Below are 15,570 nucleotides of genomic sequence, written 5' to 3' on the forward strand. Positions count from 1 at the left end.
AAACGCCGGGGCAAGATCCACCCCGGCGTTTTTTGTTTCTCGCTTTGGTCAGCTGCCGGGCTTTTGTTTCTGAAACAGAAGCGACAGAAGGCCAAGTACAGCTGAGATAATGATCAGCAGCAAGGAGACGGCATTCAGAACCGGCGTCGAGCCCTGTTTGAGCTTGTCAAACATCGTGATGGTCAACGGCGAGTCCGAGCCCACCAGCATCAAGGTGGTGTTGAAATTCTCAAAGCTCATGAGGATCGACACGACTGCCGATGCCACGATAGCAGGCAAAAGGAACGGCAATGTGATCTGCCGTATTGCGCCCCATTTGCTTGCGCCAAGGTTCAAGGCGGCTTCTTCAAGGCTCGGGTCGAACTTCTGAAGACGCGCGGTGATCACCAGGGTTGCGAAGGTGGTGATAAAGGAGAACTGACCAAGGATCACCAGCGGCAACCCCGGGCGCAGCCCGTCAAACCACATGCCCGTCGCATCCTCCAGCGCGTTTGCAGCAGAACTCGAAAACACCAGAATGGAGATCCCGAGGATCACGCCGGGGATAATCAGCGGCATCAGCATCAGCATGTAGAGCAGTGCCTTGCCGCGGAATTCATGGCGGACGAACAGAAAGGCGTTGCAAGTGCCAACCGCCACCGCGAGCCCGGAGACCCAGAGCGCGACAAAACCAGACGTTCCAATGGAGCGCAGAATGGAGCGTTCGTTGAACACGCCGATGAATGGCGCCTCATTGCCAAAAAACCATGCCAGCGTGAAACCTTCCCACGGCAGCGATGGGAAAACGCTGTTGTTGAAGGCAAAGACGCAAACCACGGTCAGTGGCAACGCAAGATAAATGAAGAACGCGGTGACGTAGGCCCGGTAGCACCATTTGGCGAAGCCGGGCTGGGGAACAGTAGGTATCATGAGCGCCCCATCGTTTTAGAGAGTGTCTGGCCCGAGAGTTTCAGACCAAGGAAAACCACCAGCGACGACAGCGCCAGCAGCAAGAAGCCAAAGGCCGAACCGAGCTCCCAGTTAAACCGGGTAATGAACTGCGTGTAGATCATGCCCGTGAACCAAAGGCTGTCTTTCCCGCCCAGCAGGATCGGGGTGAGATAGTTCCCGAGCGAAAGCATGAACACAACGATACAGCCTGAAACGATCCCCGGCATCGCGTGAGGGATGACGATCTCGCGCATGATGGAGGTGCTGGTGCCCCCCAGATCATATCCCGCTTCGATCAGACTGTCGTCGAGGCTGTCGAGCGTTGTCACAAGTGGCACAACCATAAAAAGGATCGACGTGTAGACGAGACCCACCATGATTGCTGCATCATTGTAGAGCATCTCGACCGGGCCACTCACGAGACCAAGAGATTGCAGGGCATTGGAGAACACGCCCGTTTCGCGCAACAGGATCATCCAGCCAAAGGTGCGCACGAGCTCTGAGACCCAGAACGGGATCATGCACATCAGAAACAGAACTGTTTTAGTGCGCCCGCGGGTAAGCTTGGCAATGTAGTAGGCGATTGGAAATCCAAGTACCAAGGTCAGCGCAGTGGCAAGGATCGACATGATCGCAGTGCGAGCAAAGGTGCGCCAATAGAGCGGCTCGGTAAAAAACGCCGCGTAATTCCCAAAGCCGGTTTCATACTCGCGCGGGCCCACTTTCTCGCTGATCGACACCAGAAAGAGCCCCACATGGGGCAGGATGATCAGCACCACCAGCCACAACAGGATCGGGGCGAGCAGCAGGTAGAACCCCAAACGGGAGGCGTCGGAGGTCATCATCCCGCCTCCACCGCAGCAAAACAACGCGCATCCGTTGGGCGCCAGCGGGTGAACAGCTTGTCCCCTTTTTGCAGGGTGGCAAAATCGCCAGTCTGCGGCAACGCGACTTTCAGAAGCTCACCCGCCGCACCGCGCACGCTCACCGTGCTGTTAGCGCCATTGAAGAGTACCGTCTCGACGACACCGGGGCTGACATTCGCGGCATCGTCGCCTTCGTTTGTGGTGGGTGAAAGCGCGATTGCCTCCGGACGCAGGAAGATCTGCGCGCGCTGGCCTTCACTCAGATCAGAGTTTGCAGCCTCAACCCGCATCTGCGCACCGGTCGGGGTCTCAAAGGTCAGCATCGCTCCATTTTTGGATTTGAGCTTGGCATCAAATTTGTTCGCGTCCCCCACAAATCCGGCCACGAAGGCGGTCGAGGGATGGTGATAGACCTCATGAGGCGCTCCGATTTGCTCAAAGCGCCCCTTGTTCATCACGGCGATGTTGTCGCTCATCACCAGAGCCTCGGATTGGTCGTGGGTGATGTAGACAAAGGTCGTGTTGAACTCGGCCTGCAGCGCCTTCAGCTCCACCTTCATATGTTCGCGAAGCTTAAGATCGAGCGCCCCGAGAGGTTCGTCCAGCAACAGGACGTCTGGCTCTAGCACCATACAACGGGCGATGGCTACGCGCTGCTTCTGGCCGCCAGAGAGCTGATCGACACGACGCGCAGACACCCCCGGAAGGCCCACGCGCTCCAGAACTTGCTCCACACGCGTTTTGATTTCCGCCTTGCCGACGCCACGTTGACGCAGACCAAACCCGACGTTGTCACCAATGTTCATCGTGGGAAACAGCGCCAGATGCTGAAACACCATCGACACGGGGCGCTTGTTCGGCGCCACGCCGATCATGGACTTGCCCTTGATCCGCAGATCGCCGCTGCTCGGGGATTGAAATCCCGAAATCATTCGCAGCAGCGTTGTTTTTCCGCAGCCCGAGGGGCCTAAAATGGAAAAAAAGGAGCCTTGAGGCACCTCAAAGCTGACACGGTCTACAGCTCTGAAATCGCTGAAGTCTTTTACCAGATCGCGGCATTCCAAATCGGGGTGAGAGTCTGTCAAGTTGTAACCTCGTGATTGAGAAAGGGCACCCTGCAACGGGTGCCCTCCACTGAATTTTGTGGGTGCGATTAGTTGGCCGCGTTGATCCGGTCGAGGCTTGCCCCTTCCATCGCTTCGAGACCTGCGGGCACCGGGGGATACCACTTGATGTTGTCGATCGCCTGCTGGTCAAAGCTGCTCTGGTAGCGCGCTTTGAGGTCCGCATCGACAGCTGCATCACCATCAACCGCTGCAGTGAAGTTCCCGGCGGTGTTGGTGATCATCGCCGCGATTTCCGGGCGCATCACAAAGTTGATCCAGTCATAGGCCGCATCATCTGCACGGCCACGGGCAGGCAGAACAAAGGTGTCGATCCAACCCAGCGCACCGGACTTTGGTGCAACAAAGGTGATATCGGGGTTGTCAGCGTTGAGCTGCCAGCCACCGGTATCCCAGGCCATGGACGCCACAACTTCGCCGGAGCGCAGCAGGTTTTTGATCTCGTCGCCACCATCCCAATAGGTTTTGACGTTGGCTTTACACTCGGTGAGTTTCGCTTCGACCTGATCGAGGATCCCCTGATAAGCAGCGCTATCGCCATAGGCCGCAAACGGGTCCAGACCCATGGAATAGGCGAAACCAATCAGAGTCGGGCGCTTCAAACGATAAGAAACCTTGCCTGCAACCGAGTCGTCGCAAAGATCACTGTAGTCCTGCACATTGCCGGCCATCTCGGTGTTCACCACAAGACCGCTGGTGCCCCAGACATGCGGTACGCCGTAGACTTCACCCTCAAAGGTCGTGTTTGCAGCGGTCGCGCTCAGCATCGACGGAATGAACAGATCCGCATTGATGCGGGACATATCGATCGGCTTGTAGATGCCGAACTCTTCCTGCGCGCTGGTGATGCGGTCCTGGCTCGGCTGGGCCAGATCAAAACCGCCGCCATTGGTGGCGCGCAACTTTGCGATCATCTCTTCGTTGTTCGAGGTGGTCACTTCGACTGTGTGGCCGGTTTCTTCTTCGAATTTCGCAATGACGTCCTCGGGCGCGTAGCCGCCCCAAGTCAGAAGGCGCAGCGTTTCCGCCCCTGCCATCATCGGTAGTGTTGCCATCGCGGTTGTGACCACCGCGATACGGCTGAATTGCGCAAGCTTATCTGTCATGGTGAAATTCCCCTTCTGTTGTCGTTGGCGACCAAAAGCACAGGCGCTGATGGCCCAAGCGCACCGCAAAGCAGGTCAAGATCCCTGACATCTGTTTCCGGCAGATCAAAACGCAGCACGCTCCCTTGTTGACGCCAGCCGACCCTCGGCAGAGTCGGCTGTTCGCTCTTTTTCGAAGCGTGCCGCAGTCGAATGTATAATTCAACATTATTATTTCTGTTACATATAATGCTGCATTATGATTGGGTCAGGACAAGTGACTTTGGGTGAGAGGATAACGGGATGATTGGGGACGAACCGATTCGCATCAGACAGCTTCAAGCCCTTAATATTCTTGCAGAAAGTGGGACGATGAGCCTGACCGCAAAGGCGATGAACATCTCTCAGCCTGCGGTGAGTCGGCTGCTGTCAGATCTGTCCAAAGAACTTGGATACCCGCTTTTTTCTCGCAGCGGACGCCGGCTCACGCTCACACGTGAGGCACAGTACCTCTTGCCAGAGATTCAGCGGATCTTTGGGGCCATGGGCCAAATCCGAAACCTGCGCCAGAACATTCAGGATGGTACCAGCGGCCATCTGAAGATCGCCTGCCTGCCCGGATTCTCCACGAGTCACTTGCCAGGTGTGGTGGCCGATTTCCTGGCGGCGCGCCCCAAAACCACCCTTACGATCGAACCGGACCGCCCCGAGCGGATTCTCGACTGGGTCATCGGTGAGCAATATGACTGTGGCATCACGGATGGATTTCGCTCACATCACGCGCTGGACAGCAAGACGATCCCCATTCGATGTGTTTGCATTTTCCCCGAAGGCCACCCTCTCGAAGCCAAGTCCATCATCCACCCCGAGGACCTGGCAGGAGAGCGCATTGCCCATGATCGCTTTGGCAGTGAGTTCTACCTGCGCCTGCGCGACATCCTTGATGCGGAAGGCATTGCGATGGACAATTTCATTGAGACCCGGCAGTTCACCTGCGCATGTGAACTGGTTTCCAAAGGGGTCTGTGTCTCGGTCGTAAGCGAACTTGATGCGCAAGAATACATCGGCAAAGGCGTCAGCTTTCGCCCCTTTTCTGCCAATATCACGCACCAGCTTTCTCTGGTCTGGCCGCGCCATACGCCCACGTCAATTCTCACCCTTGAGTTCCTCGGGCTCTTTGAAAAAAGCCTTGAGCCTTACGCTCTGACCGGGACCTGATCTCGCATGCTCCGGTCCGCAGATCGCAAATTTCTTCCGGGATCTTCGTTGACGGAGCATCGTTCCGGGAACAGGTGAAAAACTCGATGAAATTGCGCAGAATGGATCTTGTGTTTTCAAATCCCGCAGGATAAACGCTGCCCACAGCGAGGATGTGGTCCTCGCGCTCAGCACCGGATGCGATTTGACGTACAACCCAGCGCGTCAGTTGCAGACATATAGTGCGGAGTGCCCCTATAGCTCAGCTGGTAGAGCAACTGATTTGTAATCAGTAGGTCCGCGGTTCGAGTCCGTGTGGGGGCACCATTCTTATCAAAATTGCCAAACGCGAAGTGAGCCTCAGTTGAGAGGCCCTGCACATTGTATTTTGGAATAAATCACCACCGCGAGAGCGCGGATTCATCGGAGTTCTTGGCCTCGACCCAATCCGCAGAGCCGTCTTCAAGGATTTCTTTCTTCCAAAACGGGGCGCGGGATTTGAGGTAGTCCATCAGATATTCTGCAGCCTCAAAGGCAGCAACACGGTGACGGGCGGCCGTCGCGACCATCATGATCTGATCTCCGGGCGCCAGGCGACCGTGGCGGTGGATTACCAGCGCATCGGTCAGCTCCCAGCGCGTGGCAGCGTCTGACGCGATGTTGGCCAGCGCTTTTTCGGTCATGCCCGGATAATGCTCAATCTCCATCACCGCCATGGCACCACCGTCGGCTTCTCGTACTACGCCGGTGAAAGTGACCACGGCCCCAGCTCCTTTTGCACCTTGTGCAAACGCTTCGGCTTCTGCAGCAAAATCAAACGGCGCCTCCTGCACAACCACCCGCATCGACTCAGCCTCCGGTCATCGGCGGAAAAAACGCCACCTCTCGTACGCCCTCCAGAGGCGCATCAAACTCCGCAAGCTCCTGGTCCAGTGCCACGCGCAACGCCGACAGATCCGCAAAGGCTGCAGCATAACGCTCCTCGCGCGCCTTCAGCTCTTCGACCAGTTCCGCCACCGTCACGGCAGAGGTCTCGACCGTTTCCTTGGGCAAGCCGATGCGCTCGCGCACCCATGCAAAATAGAGAACATCCATCAGCGCGTCTCCTTCAGATATGGCAGAGCCTTTTTCAGATAATCAAACCCGGTGATGAGCGTCAGGGCCGCCGCAATCCAGAGCAGCCACAGGCCGATACGGCCCGACCAGATCATGCCCTCGAAGTAGAACCTAAGCCCCTGCGTGTCCTCGATGACCCCGCTGAGCACATCATTCACCATCTGCGCATCCATGCCAAACCCACCCATGCCGAGGTGGTGCTCAAATATGCCCTGTGAAAATAATGTTGCAATCGCGATCATCTGCGCCGTCGTTTTCCACTTGGCGAGTTTGGTGACTTTGAGAGAGCCTGCCGTGTCGCCCAGATACTCCCTGAGGCCGGATACAAATACCTCTCGAAATAGGATCACCGTGGCGGGTAGAACCAGCCAGGCCGTCCAATGCGAGGTCGAGTATCCCACGAGGATCATGAGCGCGATCACCACCATCGCCTTGTCCGCGATTGGGTCGAGCATAGCGCCCATTTTGGTTTCCTGCTTCCAGCTGCGGGCCAGATAACCGTCGAACCAATCGGTGATCGCCGCCCCCACAAATAAAACCAGCGCAAACCAATCCGCATGAGGGCGACTGAAAAACAGAAACATCACCGCCAGCGCTGGCGCCGCCAGCAGCCGCAGGACCGTGAGGATATTGGGCAAATTCCAGATCATAAGCGCATTCCTACAGTCTGGTTCGACTGTCGGGAAGGGACAATTCGCGCGTGGGATGATCTTCGCCACTTCTGCCGCAGGCCGTAGTGCGTGAAACTCTGGACCGAGGCCGCCGTAGGGCGCCTCGGGCGAGGGTCTCATCAAGGGCAGTTCGCAGGAGATGACCACCCTACGCCTGACTCGCCTCAGTAGATCTTTGGCACGTAAAGTTCGTCCGGCAGGACCCTGCGCTCATAGCTCGGATTATACTCGCGATCCGGCAGATTGACCTTTTCACTCGGGACATCGTGATAGGGAATTTTGGTCAGAAGGTGCTCGATGCAGTTCAGGCGTTCGCGCTTTTTGTCGTTGCCTTCGACGATATACCAAGGTGCCTCGTCGATATTGGTGCGAAAAAACATATCCTCTTTGGCCTTGGTGTACTGCTCCCAGCGAATGCGGCTCTCCAGATCCATGGGCGAAAGCTTCCACTGCTTCATCGGGTCATGAATGCGCATCAGGAATCGCAATTGCTGTTCCTCATCGGTGATCGAGAACCAGTATTTCAGCAAGATGATACCAGAGCGCACAAGCATGCGTTCAAATTCCGGAACGTCTTGAAAAAACTGTTCAACCTGATCGTCTGTGGCAAAGCCCATCACGCGCTCGACACCGGCGCGATTGTACCAGGAACGGTCAAAAAGCACGATCTCGCCCGCAGCCGGCAGATGCGGGACATAGCGCTGAAAATACCATTGGCTCTGCTCACGGCGGCTCGGCGCTGGCAAGGCCACCACACGCGCAACTCGCGGATTGAGCCGCTGGGTGATGCGTTTGATCACACCACCCTTGCCAGCACTGTCGCGTCCCTCAAAAAGGATGCAGACTTTGGCGCCGGTATGCTGCACCCAATCCTGCACCTTGATCAGCTCTGCCTGCAGACGCAGCAGGTTGCGGAAATACACTTTGCGATCAAGCATTTCAGGATGCTGGGCGCGATAGATCTTGCGAAGCTCCATGGACAGCATGGGCTCGGCGAATTCGATTTCGAAGTCCTCGTCCAGCGTGTCCTGCAGCTCGGCTTCCAACCACTCGAAAGATGTGTTGTCCTGTTCGCTGCTCACACTGTGTCTCCTTTGAATGATGCGGGTTCGCTAATGCATATAGCTGGCATGTGATCCTTTGATGTCAGATGGCGGCGCGAAGGTCCAAATTCAGCCGGTTAGACGAAAAATAGTCAGCCACCCCAATTTGTGCCCGGATCAAAGGCGCACACAAGGGCAACAGCGGATTTTTCACCCTAACCGCCTACCTTACCGCCTAGCCAACCGGAAGTGCGGTCGTTTTGAACACGGTCCGCAGGGCAAAGCTAGATTGCATCTGAGCCACGCCTGGTAGGCGTGTCAAATGCTGGCGGTGGATACGGGCAAAGTCGTCGGTGTTTTCCGCTACCACTTTGAGGATATAGTCAGCTGTGCCCGCCATCAAATGGCACTCCAGAACATCGGGAATGCGCGCCACAGCCTTTTCAAAGGCATCAAGCACCTCATCCGCTTGGGTCTGAAGCGTGATCTCCACGAACACCGTTGTCGGCACACCAAGTTTGCGGGCATCGAGCAGCGCGACATAGTTTCGGATATAGCCCTCGCTCTCAAGCCGCTGCACCCGCCGATGACAGGCCGAAGCTGAGAGGTTTACGGTCTCGCTCAGATCACTATTGGAGATCCGACCTTGTTTCTGTAGCACCGCGAGGATTCGACGATCCACCTGATCCAGAGCCAAATGACTTACCTCTTCTTGCGTGAAATTCGTACTTAGTCGAAGAAACTTCGAAAGTCGAGTTTTCATTGTGCCTACAAAAGCAGCACATTTGCACAAATGCATGTAAGGATCGGGCAAGATGGGAACGGAGGAAACCCAATGAGAATCGGATGCCCAACGGAAATTAAGCCGCAGGAATTTCGCGTCGGCATGACGCCGGACGCCGCGCGCGAGGCTATTGCACATGGACATCAGGTGATGATCCAGAAAGGCGCAGGCCTCGGCGCAGGTTTTCCCGATGAGGATTACATCGCGGCGGGTGCGGCCATTATCGACACGGCCGAGGAGATTTTTGCCGACGCCGATATGATCGTCAAAGTGAAAGAGCCGCAGGCGGTCGAACGCAAGATGCTGCGGGAGGAACAACTGCTGTTCACCTACCTGCATCTGGCGCCAGATCCCGAACAGACTCATGACCTGCTGGCGTCGGGCTGTACAGCGATTGCCTATGAAACCGTGACGGACGACCGTGGTGGACTGCCGCTCCTTGCACCGATGTCTGAAGTGGCGGGCCGTCTGGCGCCGCAGGTTGGCGCCTACACCCTGCAAAAGGCCAATGGTGGACGCGGCGTGCTGATGGGCGGCGTTCCCGGCGTTGCCCCTGCCAAGGTGGTGGTTGTCGGTGGCGGCGTTGTGGGCACCCATGCGGCCAAGATCGCTGCTGGTATGGGCGCGGATGTGACGGTGCTGGACCGGTCCCTGCCCCGTCTCAAATATCTGGATGATGTCTTTGGCGGCACCTTCAAGAATCGGTATTCCACGGCCGGCGCCACCGCAGAATTGATCCGCGACGCCGATATGGTCATCGGTGCGGTATTGATCCCCGGCGCTGCCGCTCCAAAGCTTGTCTCGCGCGCGGACCTCTCGGACATGAAGCCCGGTGCAGTTCTGGTGGACGTGGCGATCGACCAAGGCGGCTGCTTTGAAACCTCGCGCGCCACGACCCATGCGGATCCGATTTATGAGGTGGACGGCATCATGCATTACTGCGTTGCGAATATGCCCGGCGCTGTCGCGCGCACTTCGACGCAGGCGCTCGGGAACGCCACCCTGCCCTTCTTGCTCGCGCTTGCGGACAAAGGCTGGCGACAGGCCTGCGCAGATGACCCGCACCTGCTGAACGGCCTGAACGTGCATGCTGGCAAGCTGACCTATTACGCGGTGGGCAGGGCGCTTGGTCTTGATGTTCTATCACCGAGCCTTGCCCTGCGAGAGGGTACCTAAAGCCAGAGCGACAGCCACTCAGGTGATGCGACGCCCCCGTGCGCCGCGTCACCGCCAAGACATGCTTTTTAGAGCGTGAAGGACACAAATTCCCCCCCAATTTGCACAAAAAGCCCTCGATTTCCGCATGCTGTCTGGCGCAAATAGGGTATGCATGCTGTCCAACCTTCTGGATCGTGCAGAAATTTTCGCGCACTGAGATGTTTCGCCAGATGCGCACAAGACAAAGGTGGGGACTGATATGGAAGACATTATCGAACAAGCTGGCGCCTATTGGCCGCTCGTCGTCAGCGGTGCAAAAGCGCTGGTGGTGCTGGTACTTGGCTGGATAGCGGCCGGTATGATTTCCGGCGCGGTACGCAATCGCATCAACAAAACGCCACAAATTGACGAAACTCTCGGCAGTTTCGTGTCAAGCGTCGTACGCTGGGTTCTCTTGGCAATTGTATTGGTCGCAGTGCTCGGCGTCTTTGGCATCGAAGCCACCAGCCTTGTTGCCATGCTTGGCGCTGCGACCCTGGCTATCGGCCTCGCGCTACAAGGCACGCTGAGCGACCTGGCAGCCGGCTTTATGCTGATCCTGTTTCGCCCCTACAAACTGGGCCAGTTCGTCGATATTGGCGGCACGTCGGGCACGGTGAAGGATCTCAACCTCTTTGTGACCGAACTCGTTACGCCTGACAATGTGCAGATTATCGTCCCCAATGGTCAGGCCTGGGGTGCCATTATCACCAACTACTCGGCCCATGACACTCGCCGCCTCGACATCACCTATGGCATCGACTACGGCGACGACATCGAAAAGGCCAAAGCCATCATCCTGCGTCTTGCCGAAGCAGATGGTCGCGTTCTGACCAGCCCGGAGCCCTGGGTACGTGTCACCAATTTGGGCGATAGCTCTGTCGACATCTCCACACGCCTTTGGTGTGATGCAGGTGACTACTGGGAGCTGAAATGGACGATGATTCAGGGTGTGAAAGAGGCCTTTGACGCCGACGGGATCTCCATTCCTTATCCGCATAGCGTGGAAATCCAGAAACAAGCGTGATCGCGAGATCACTCGTGCGATCCGGCTCCTTGCCTTTGGGCAAGGGGTCCCTGCTCGAAATAGGGGCGCGGCGCCTTGGCCGGAGAAGTTCCCTGCGAGATTTTGGTCTTGGCAACAACCGGCGCCGTGCCAAACTTCAACGTCTGCCCATCATGGGCCTGGAATGCCCAACGGGCGAGCATGAATTGCAGGTTCTTGTGCGCCACCCCATGTGCATCTGTCGTTGTAACCGCCCGCCAGGCCCCCTCGCATTGTACAGGCAGTTGGATGTCATTGACGTCCCGCATCTTTCCACTCTGCAGCAAATCCCTTTGCTGAGCCTGCGCGTACATATAGCGAAGCTGCGTGTAAATCGCTTGGAAATGCGGCCTGCGACGACCGGCGAACACCGCGGTCACCTCTGTTCCCGCGGCATTGAAACCGCGCGCTGTGCAGTCGCCACGAGACGTGGTTCCAAAGACCGGAACCAGAGCCAGCTGAACCTGGATGATGCCCCCTTTGAACAGGCCACTATCCTCATATTCAGGTGTTACCGGCCCTGATTTTCTGCGATTTATTCGTGGCACGGGCGGCGGCATCAACATCATGTATTTGCAAAAGGAATACTGGCCAATCTTTGGCGGGATCTGGGCCAAGACTATCTCTGTGATTCCTTAAAAAAGGATAGCGCTCCCGCAACTTTGGGCGCGGGTTTTGGAAATCCTCATGACCGAAACCGCCTTCGGGAAACCTCCGCCCCCGGTGTCTGCTTACCGCGACATCATACGATGCATAATCAAGGTCGGTTTTCCTCTGTAGCTCCCCAGCTGATCGGACGCCTGATAACCGAGACGCTGCGCTACTCTGTGGGAAATATGATGCTCAGGATCAAAGATACAGCAGGTCTTGTCCCAGAGGGTCTCGGTCTCGGCCCAATGATGCATGCAGGCAACCGCCTCGGTTGCAATCCCCTTGCCATGAACCTGCGGCGACAATACCCACCCGGCTTCGGGCACGCCCTCCAGCGAAGGCGTGATGTCACGCCGGAAATTGGCAAAGCCAACATCACCGACATAGGCCCCCGTCTCGCGCAGGATCACGGCCCAAAAGCCATAGCCCAGCATCGACCAGTGGCCGATATATTTCATCAGCCGGGTCCAGCTTTCCTCTGGCGTCGACGGGGTTCCGGTGATGAAGCGAACCACCTCCGGCTCTGCCCACATCTGCGCCACTGCATCAAAGTCACCAAGCTCATGACGACGCAGGATCAGACGATCAGTCTCCAGCACCGGCGCCGTCATCCGGGGAGCTTTCCGGTCAGGACATAAGTAAGGATCTCGACAACCTGACGCGGCTCATCAGCAACCGCAAGCGCCGCCGCATGCACTTCTTTCAGCGCGTGCTGATGATCGGGCTGGCTCAACACGATGATGGATTTTCCAAGCGCCGCCGCATAGCCCGCATCAAAGGCTGCATTCCATTGCTTGTACTTGTCGCCAAATCGCACAACGACGATATCAGCATCCTCAATACCCTTGCGCGTACGGATCGCGTTCAGCTTGGCCCCTTTGTGATCGTGCCAGAACTTGCTGTCTTCTGCGCCAAGTATCGCCACGCCACAGTCATCTGACGCATCGTGATCCGTGACCGGGCTCGCAAACTGAACATCCAGATCGCGCGCACCCTCAATGATCTGCTCGCGCCAATCGGTGTGAATTTCACCCGAAAGATAAACCGTAAGAGCCATTTTTTCCTCCTGCCTTGCCGCGTGGGGCCTCAATTTGAACCAAGACCTATCCGCTCTTTCACGTAGCGCCAACCCCACCGATCAAAGTCCTAATCCACAACCCCGGTCATTTGGCTCTTGGGCTTCTTCTAACGACAAATATCCCGGGGAGCACGAGGGGCTGGCCCCTCGCACCAAATGAAAAGACGCGCCCCAACAGGGGCGCGCCAAATAAGTTCAGACGACAAGGGTGTTCTGATCAGCCGCGCAATACGCCGCCGGTCGCCTTGGAGACTTTCGCGACGATCTTCTCGCTGACGGCTTCGATGTCTTTTTCGGTGAGTGTCTTGTCAGCGGGCTGCAGTCTCACCGCAATCGCCAGGGACTTCTTACCGTCGCCAAGCGGCCCCCCAATGAATTCATCAAAGACGCGCACATCTTCGATCAACGTTTTGTCCGCGCCTGCCGCTGCGTTCACAACCGTGAGCGCTTCGACCTCTGAATCGAGCACAAAGGCAAAGTCCCGCTCCACCGCCTGCAGATCGCTGATTGCAAGCGCACTGCGGCTTGCACCAGATTTGCGCGGCAAGGGGATCTCATCAGGATAGATCGTAAAGGCAACGGCCGTCCCCTTGATCCCAAGCTCGCTCAGGGTTTTGGGATGCAGCTCGCCAAAGACGCCCAGTGTCTTTTTCGGACCAAGACAGATCCGACCGTGACGTCCGGGGTGCCACCAGGCATCCCCGCCGCGCAGGATCTGAACCTTGGCGGGCGCTCCGATGGCTGCCAGAATTGCCTCGGCATCCGCCTTGGCATCGAAAACATCCCAGTTGCGCGAGGCGCCGTGCACGTCCTTCGGGCCGTTGCGGTTCACCAGAAGACCCGAAATCTGGATGCGTTCCTCGCCCGGCTCCCCGCCGGTAAAGGCAGGTCCCACCTCAAACAGGGAGACATCCGCAAAACCACGCGCCTGGTTGCGCGCCGCCGCCTGCAACAAACCCGGCAAGAGGTCGGGGCGCAGATGCGACATCTCCGAGGAGATCGGGTTGGCCAGCATCGTCTCATCTGTTCCGCCGCCGAACAGCCCAGCGGCGGCCTTGTCGATGAAAGTATAGCTCACCGCTTCATTATAGCCCAGCGACGCCGCCGTGCGACGCGCCATCTGCAGGCGCCGCTGCTGCGGTGTCATCACGGGCGCGGGGATGCCTGCGGTCAGGCGCGGCAAGGGTTTGCCTTCCAGCTTGGTGAGCGACGCAATCCGCGCCACTTCCTCGACCAGATCGGCCTCTCCCTGTACATCCGGACGCCAGCTCGGCACATGGGCCATATTGCCCTCGAGACGGAAACCAAGTCGTGTCAGCGTCTGGCGCTGCTCGCTCTCGGGAATATCCATTCCCACCAGCGACTGCACCCGCTCTGCGTTCAAGCGATAGGACCGCGCGTGATCCGGCACATCCCCTGCGGAAACCACATCAGAAGCCTCCCCACCACAAAGATCCAGGATCATCTGGGTTGCGCGCTCAAGGCCCTCGAAAGTGTACTCAGGATCAACCCCGCGCTCAAAGCGGTAGCGCGCGTCGGAGTTGATCTTGAGCGCGCGCCCGGTGGTCGCGATTTGCACATGATCCCAGAACGCGCTTTCGAGGAAAACATCAACCGTCTCATCGGTGCAGCCAGTCTCTTCACCGCCCATGATGCCCGCAATGCTCTCGGGACCATTGTCATCGGAGATGACCATCTGGCCTGCCTGCATCTTGTAGGTCTTTTCATCCAGCGCCAGCAGCTCTTCACCGCCTGTCGCGCGATGAACACGCAGGTTCCCGGATACCTTGGCAGCATCGAACACATGCAGAGGACGGTTCTGATCAAAGGTGAAGAAGTTGGTGATATCCACCAGGGCAGAAATTGGACGCAGGCCAATCGCGGTCAAACGGTCCTGAAGCCATTTTGGTGAGGGGCCGTTTTTGACACCGCGGATCATACGACCAGTGAACAGCGGGCAGCCGTCCAAGGTGTCCTCGTCTATCGTAACCTTGATGGGGCTCTCGAACTGACCTTCCACCGGTTTGTAATCACTGGCCTTCAGCGTCCCGAGACCGCGTGCCGCAAGGTCACGGGCGATTCCATATACGCCAAGCGCGTCAGGGCGGTTCGGGGTGATCGCGATCTCGATCATCGGATCGACCTTCGCTGGATCATTCGCCGCAAGCCAGTCCACCAGCTTGTCGCCGACCTCGCCCGAAGGCAGCTCAACGATACCGTCATGGTCTTCGCCGAGCGTCAGTTCTTTCCACGAAGCCATCATGCCGTGGCTCTCGACACCACGGATCTTGCCCACTGAAAGCGTGAAATCCAGACCAGGAACGTAGTCGCCGGGTTTGCAGAGCACCACGGTTATGCCCTCGCGTGCATTGGGCGCACCACAGACGATCTGCTTTTCGCCCTCGTCGGTCATTACGCGACAAACGCGCAGTCTGTCGGCATCCGGGTGTTGCTCCGCACCGACCACCTTGGCCAGGGTGAAGGCGCCCAGTTTGTCAGCCGGGTTCACGACCTCCTCGACCTCCAGCCCAAGGTCAGTCAGGGTCTCGGTGATCTCTTCGACGCTTGCATCAGTGTCGAGGTGGTCCTTGAGCCAGGAGAGTGTGAATTTCATCGGTCAGCGCCCTTTGGCAAAGTCATCAGGTTTGCCAAAGGCAATGGCAAAGAATGCCTCCGGGTTCAAGCCTTGCTGCATAAAGGTCAGACCACTTCGCGCTGTCTGCGGCCTGAAAAACGCCCCTCGACCGCGAAGGCGCATGCCGACCTGCAAAAAACGCAGTCTT

16 protein-coding genes and 1 tRNA gene are annotated in these 15,570 nt (G+C 57.5%); 4 read left to right on the top strand and 13 right to left on the bottom strand.

Going from position 1 to position 15,570, the window contains the following annotated elements:
* Positions 1 to 48 precede the first annotated feature (48 nt).
* From ACZ1HH_RS15520 to ACZ1HH_RS15535, 4 genes are all read right to left on the bottom strand, one after another.
* The gene (locus ACZ1HH_RS15520; protein ID WP_011537244.1) at positions 49 to 909 is read right to left on the bottom strand and encodes an ABC transporter permease; all 861 of its coding nucleotides are present in this window, start codon (positions 907 to 909) and stop codon (positions 49 to 51) included.
* Positions 906 to 1,772 carry an ABC transporter permease gene (locus tag ACZ1HH_RS15525; RefSeq protein ID WP_044026491.1) on the bottom strand — a complete coding sequence of 289 codons (867 nt, stop codon included), beginning with the start codon at positions 1,770 to 1,772 and terminating at the stop codon, positions 906 to 908. The genes ACZ1HH_RS15520 and ACZ1HH_RS15525 overlap by 4 nt, the downstream gene beginning before the upstream one ends.
* On the bottom strand, positions 1,772 to 2,881 hold the full coding sequence (locus tag ACZ1HH_RS15530; protein ID WP_472635265.1) for an ABC transporter ATP-binding protein: 1,110 nt from the start codon (positions 2,879 to 2,881) through the stop codon (positions 1,772 to 1,774). The genes ACZ1HH_RS15525 and ACZ1HH_RS15530 overlap by 1 nt, the downstream gene beginning before the upstream one ends.
* A gap of 68 nt (positions 2,882 to 2,949) precedes the next feature.
* Positions 2,950 to 4,026, bottom strand: coding sequence for an extracellular solute-binding protein (locus ACZ1HH_RS15535; protein WP_011537241.1), 1,077 nt, complete (start codon positions 4,024 to 4,026; stop codon positions 2,950 to 2,952).
* Between the two features lie 282 nt (positions 4,027 to 4,308).
* On the opposite strand from ACZ1HH_RS15535, the gene ACZ1HH_RS15540 reads away from it, so the two are divergent.
* Complete coding sequence (locus ACZ1HH_RS15540; protein WP_472635266.1) at positions 4,309 to 5,223, top strand: LysR family transcriptional regulator; 915 nt, start codon at positions 4,309 to 4,311, stop codon at positions 5,221 to 5,223.
* A 230-nt stretch (positions 5,224 to 5,453) separates the two neighbouring features.
* Positions 5,454 to 5,529 (top strand) — tRNA-Thr (locus tag ACZ1HH_RS15545).
* Between the two features lie 71 nt (positions 5,530 to 5,600).
* Here ACZ1HH_RS15545 and ACZ1HH_RS15550 read toward each other — a convergent pair.
* From ACZ1HH_RS15550 to ACZ1HH_RS15570, 5 genes are all read right to left on the bottom strand, one after another.
* On the bottom strand, positions 5,601 to 6,047 hold the full coding sequence (locus ACZ1HH_RS15550) for a molybdenum cofactor biosynthesis protein MoaE (RefSeq protein WP_011537239.1): 447 nt from the start codon (positions 6,045 to 6,047) through the stop codon (positions 5,601 to 5,603).
* 4 nt (positions 6,048 to 6,051) lie between these two features.
* Entirely contained in the window at positions 6,052 to 6,297 is a 246-nt protein-coding gene (gene moaD / locus ACZ1HH_RS15555) for a molybdopterin converting factor subunit 1 (protein WP_011537238.1), read from the bottom strand.
* Positions 6,297 to 6,968, bottom strand: coding sequence for a CDP-diacylglycerol--glycerol-3-phosphate 3-phosphatidyltransferase (gene pgsA, locus ACZ1HH_RS15560; protein ID WP_011537237.1), 672 nt, complete (start codon positions 6,966 to 6,968; stop codon positions 6,297 to 6,299). The genes moaD and pgsA overlap by 1 nt, the downstream gene beginning before the upstream one ends.
* Before the next feature lie 185 nt (positions 6,969 to 7,153).
* On the bottom strand, positions 7,154 to 8,071 hold the full coding sequence (ppk2, locus tag ACZ1HH_RS15565; protein WP_011537236.1) for a polyphosphate kinase 2: 918 nt from the start codon (positions 8,069 to 8,071) through the stop codon (positions 7,154 to 7,156).
* 196 nt (positions 8,072 to 8,267) lie between these two features.
* A complete protein-coding gene (locus ACZ1HH_RS15570; RefSeq protein ID WP_011537235.1) occupies positions 8,268 to 8,729 on the bottom strand; it encodes an Lrp/AsnC family transcriptional regulator in 462 nt (153 codons plus the stop codon).
* Positions 8,730 to 8,867: 138 nt separating this feature from the next.
* Here ACZ1HH_RS15570 and ald point away from each other — a divergent pair, with 138 nt between their 5' ends.
* Both ald and ACZ1HH_RS15580 read left to right on the top strand, forming a co-directional pair.
* On the top strand, positions 8,868 to 9,992 hold the full coding sequence (ald, locus tag ACZ1HH_RS15575) for an alanine dehydrogenase (RefSeq protein WP_472635267.1): 1,125 nt from the start codon (positions 8,868 to 8,870) through the stop codon (positions 9,990 to 9,992).
* A 241-nt stretch (positions 9,993 to 10,233) separates the two neighbouring features.
* Positions 10,234 to 11,040: a mechanosensitive ion channel family protein gene (locus ACZ1HH_RS15580; RefSeq protein WP_011537233.1), complete on the top strand. Its 807-nt coding sequence runs from the start codon at positions 10,234 to 10,236 to the stop codon at positions 11,038 to 11,040.
* A gap of 8 nt (positions 11,041 to 11,048) precedes the next feature.
* Here ACZ1HH_RS15580 and ACZ1HH_RS15585 read toward each other — a convergent pair whose 3' ends face one another.
* The 4 genes from ACZ1HH_RS15585 to pheT form a co-directional block, all read right to left on the bottom strand.
* A complete protein-coding gene (locus ACZ1HH_RS15585; RefSeq protein ID WP_472635268.1) occupies positions 11,049 to 11,675 on the bottom strand; it encodes a hypothetical protein in 627 nt (208 codons plus the stop codon).
* A gap of 114 nt (positions 11,676 to 11,789) precedes the next feature.
* Positions 11,790 to 12,320 (bottom strand): GNAT family N-acetyltransferase, encoded by a 531-nt coding sequence (locus ACZ1HH_RS15590; RefSeq protein ID WP_472635269.1) that lies wholly within the window; start codon positions 12,318 to 12,320, stop codon positions 11,790 to 11,792.
* Positions 12,317 to 12,766: a YtoQ family protein gene (locus ACZ1HH_RS15595; RefSeq protein ID WP_472635270.1), complete on the bottom strand. Its 450-nt coding sequence runs from the start codon at positions 12,764 to 12,766 to the stop codon at positions 12,317 to 12,319. The genes ACZ1HH_RS15590 and ACZ1HH_RS15595 overlap by 4 nt, the downstream gene beginning before the upstream one ends.
* A gap of 238 nt (positions 12,767 to 13,004) precedes the next feature.
* On the bottom strand, positions 13,005 to 15,401 hold the full coding sequence (pheT, locus tag ACZ1HH_RS15600; RefSeq protein ID WP_472635271.1) for a phenylalanine--tRNA ligase subunit beta: 2,397 nt from the start codon (positions 15,399 to 15,401) through the stop codon (positions 13,005 to 13,007).
* Positions 15,402 to 15,570 lie beyond the last annotated feature (169 nt).

The sequence above is a fragment of the Epibacterium sp. HA2-3 genome, assembly GCF_055693725.2.

Excerpts from the sequence above, each read along its gene's own strand:
- ACZ1HH_RS15520 (WP_011537244.1), bottom strand. The coding sequence starts at position 909 with ATGATACCTACTGTTCCCCAGCCCGGCTTCGCCAAATGGTGCTACCGG.
- ACZ1HH_RS15525 (WP_044026491.1), bottom strand. The coding sequence starts at position 1,772 with ATGACCTCCGACGCCTCCCGTTTGGGGTTCTACCTGCTGCTCGCCCCG.
- ACZ1HH_RS15535 (WP_011537241.1), bottom strand. The coding sequence starts at position 4,026 with ATGACAGATAAGCTTGCGCAATTCAGCCGTATCGCGGTGGTCACAACC.
- ACZ1HH_RS15540 (WP_472635266.1), top strand. The coding sequence starts at position 4,309 with ATGATTGGGGACGAACCGATTCGCATCAGACAGCTTCAAGCCCTTAAT.
- ACZ1HH_RS15550 (WP_011537239.1), bottom strand. The coding sequence starts at position 6,047 with ATGCGGGTGGTTGTGCAGGAGGCGCCGTTTGATTTTGCTGCAGAAGCC.
- moaD (WP_011537238.1), bottom strand. The coding sequence starts at position 6,297 with ATGGATGTTCTCTATTTTGCATGGGTGCGCGAGCGCATCGGCTTGCCC.
- pgsA (WP_011537237.1), bottom strand. The coding sequence starts at position 6,968 with ATGATCTGGAATTTGCCCAATATCCTCACGGTCCTGCGGCTGCTGGCG.
- ald (WP_472635267.1), top strand. The coding sequence starts at position 8,868 with ATGAGAATCGGATGCCCAACGGAAATTAAGCCGCAGGAATTTCGCGTC.
- ACZ1HH_RS15580 (WP_011537233.1), top strand. The coding sequence starts at position 10,234 with ATGGAAGACATTATCGAACAAGCTGGCGCCTATTGGCCGCTCGTCGTC.
- ACZ1HH_RS15590 (WP_472635269.1), bottom strand. The coding sequence starts at position 12,320 with ATGACGGCGCCGGTGCTGGAGACTGATCGTCTGATCCTGCGTCGTCAT.
- ACZ1HH_RS15595 (WP_472635270.1), bottom strand. The coding sequence starts at position 12,766 with ATGGCTCTTACGGTTTATCTTTCGGGTGAAATTCACACCGATTGGCGC.
- pheT (WP_472635271.1), bottom strand. The coding sequence starts at position 15,401 with ATGAAATTCACACTCTCCTGGCTCAAGGACCACCTCGACACTGATGCA.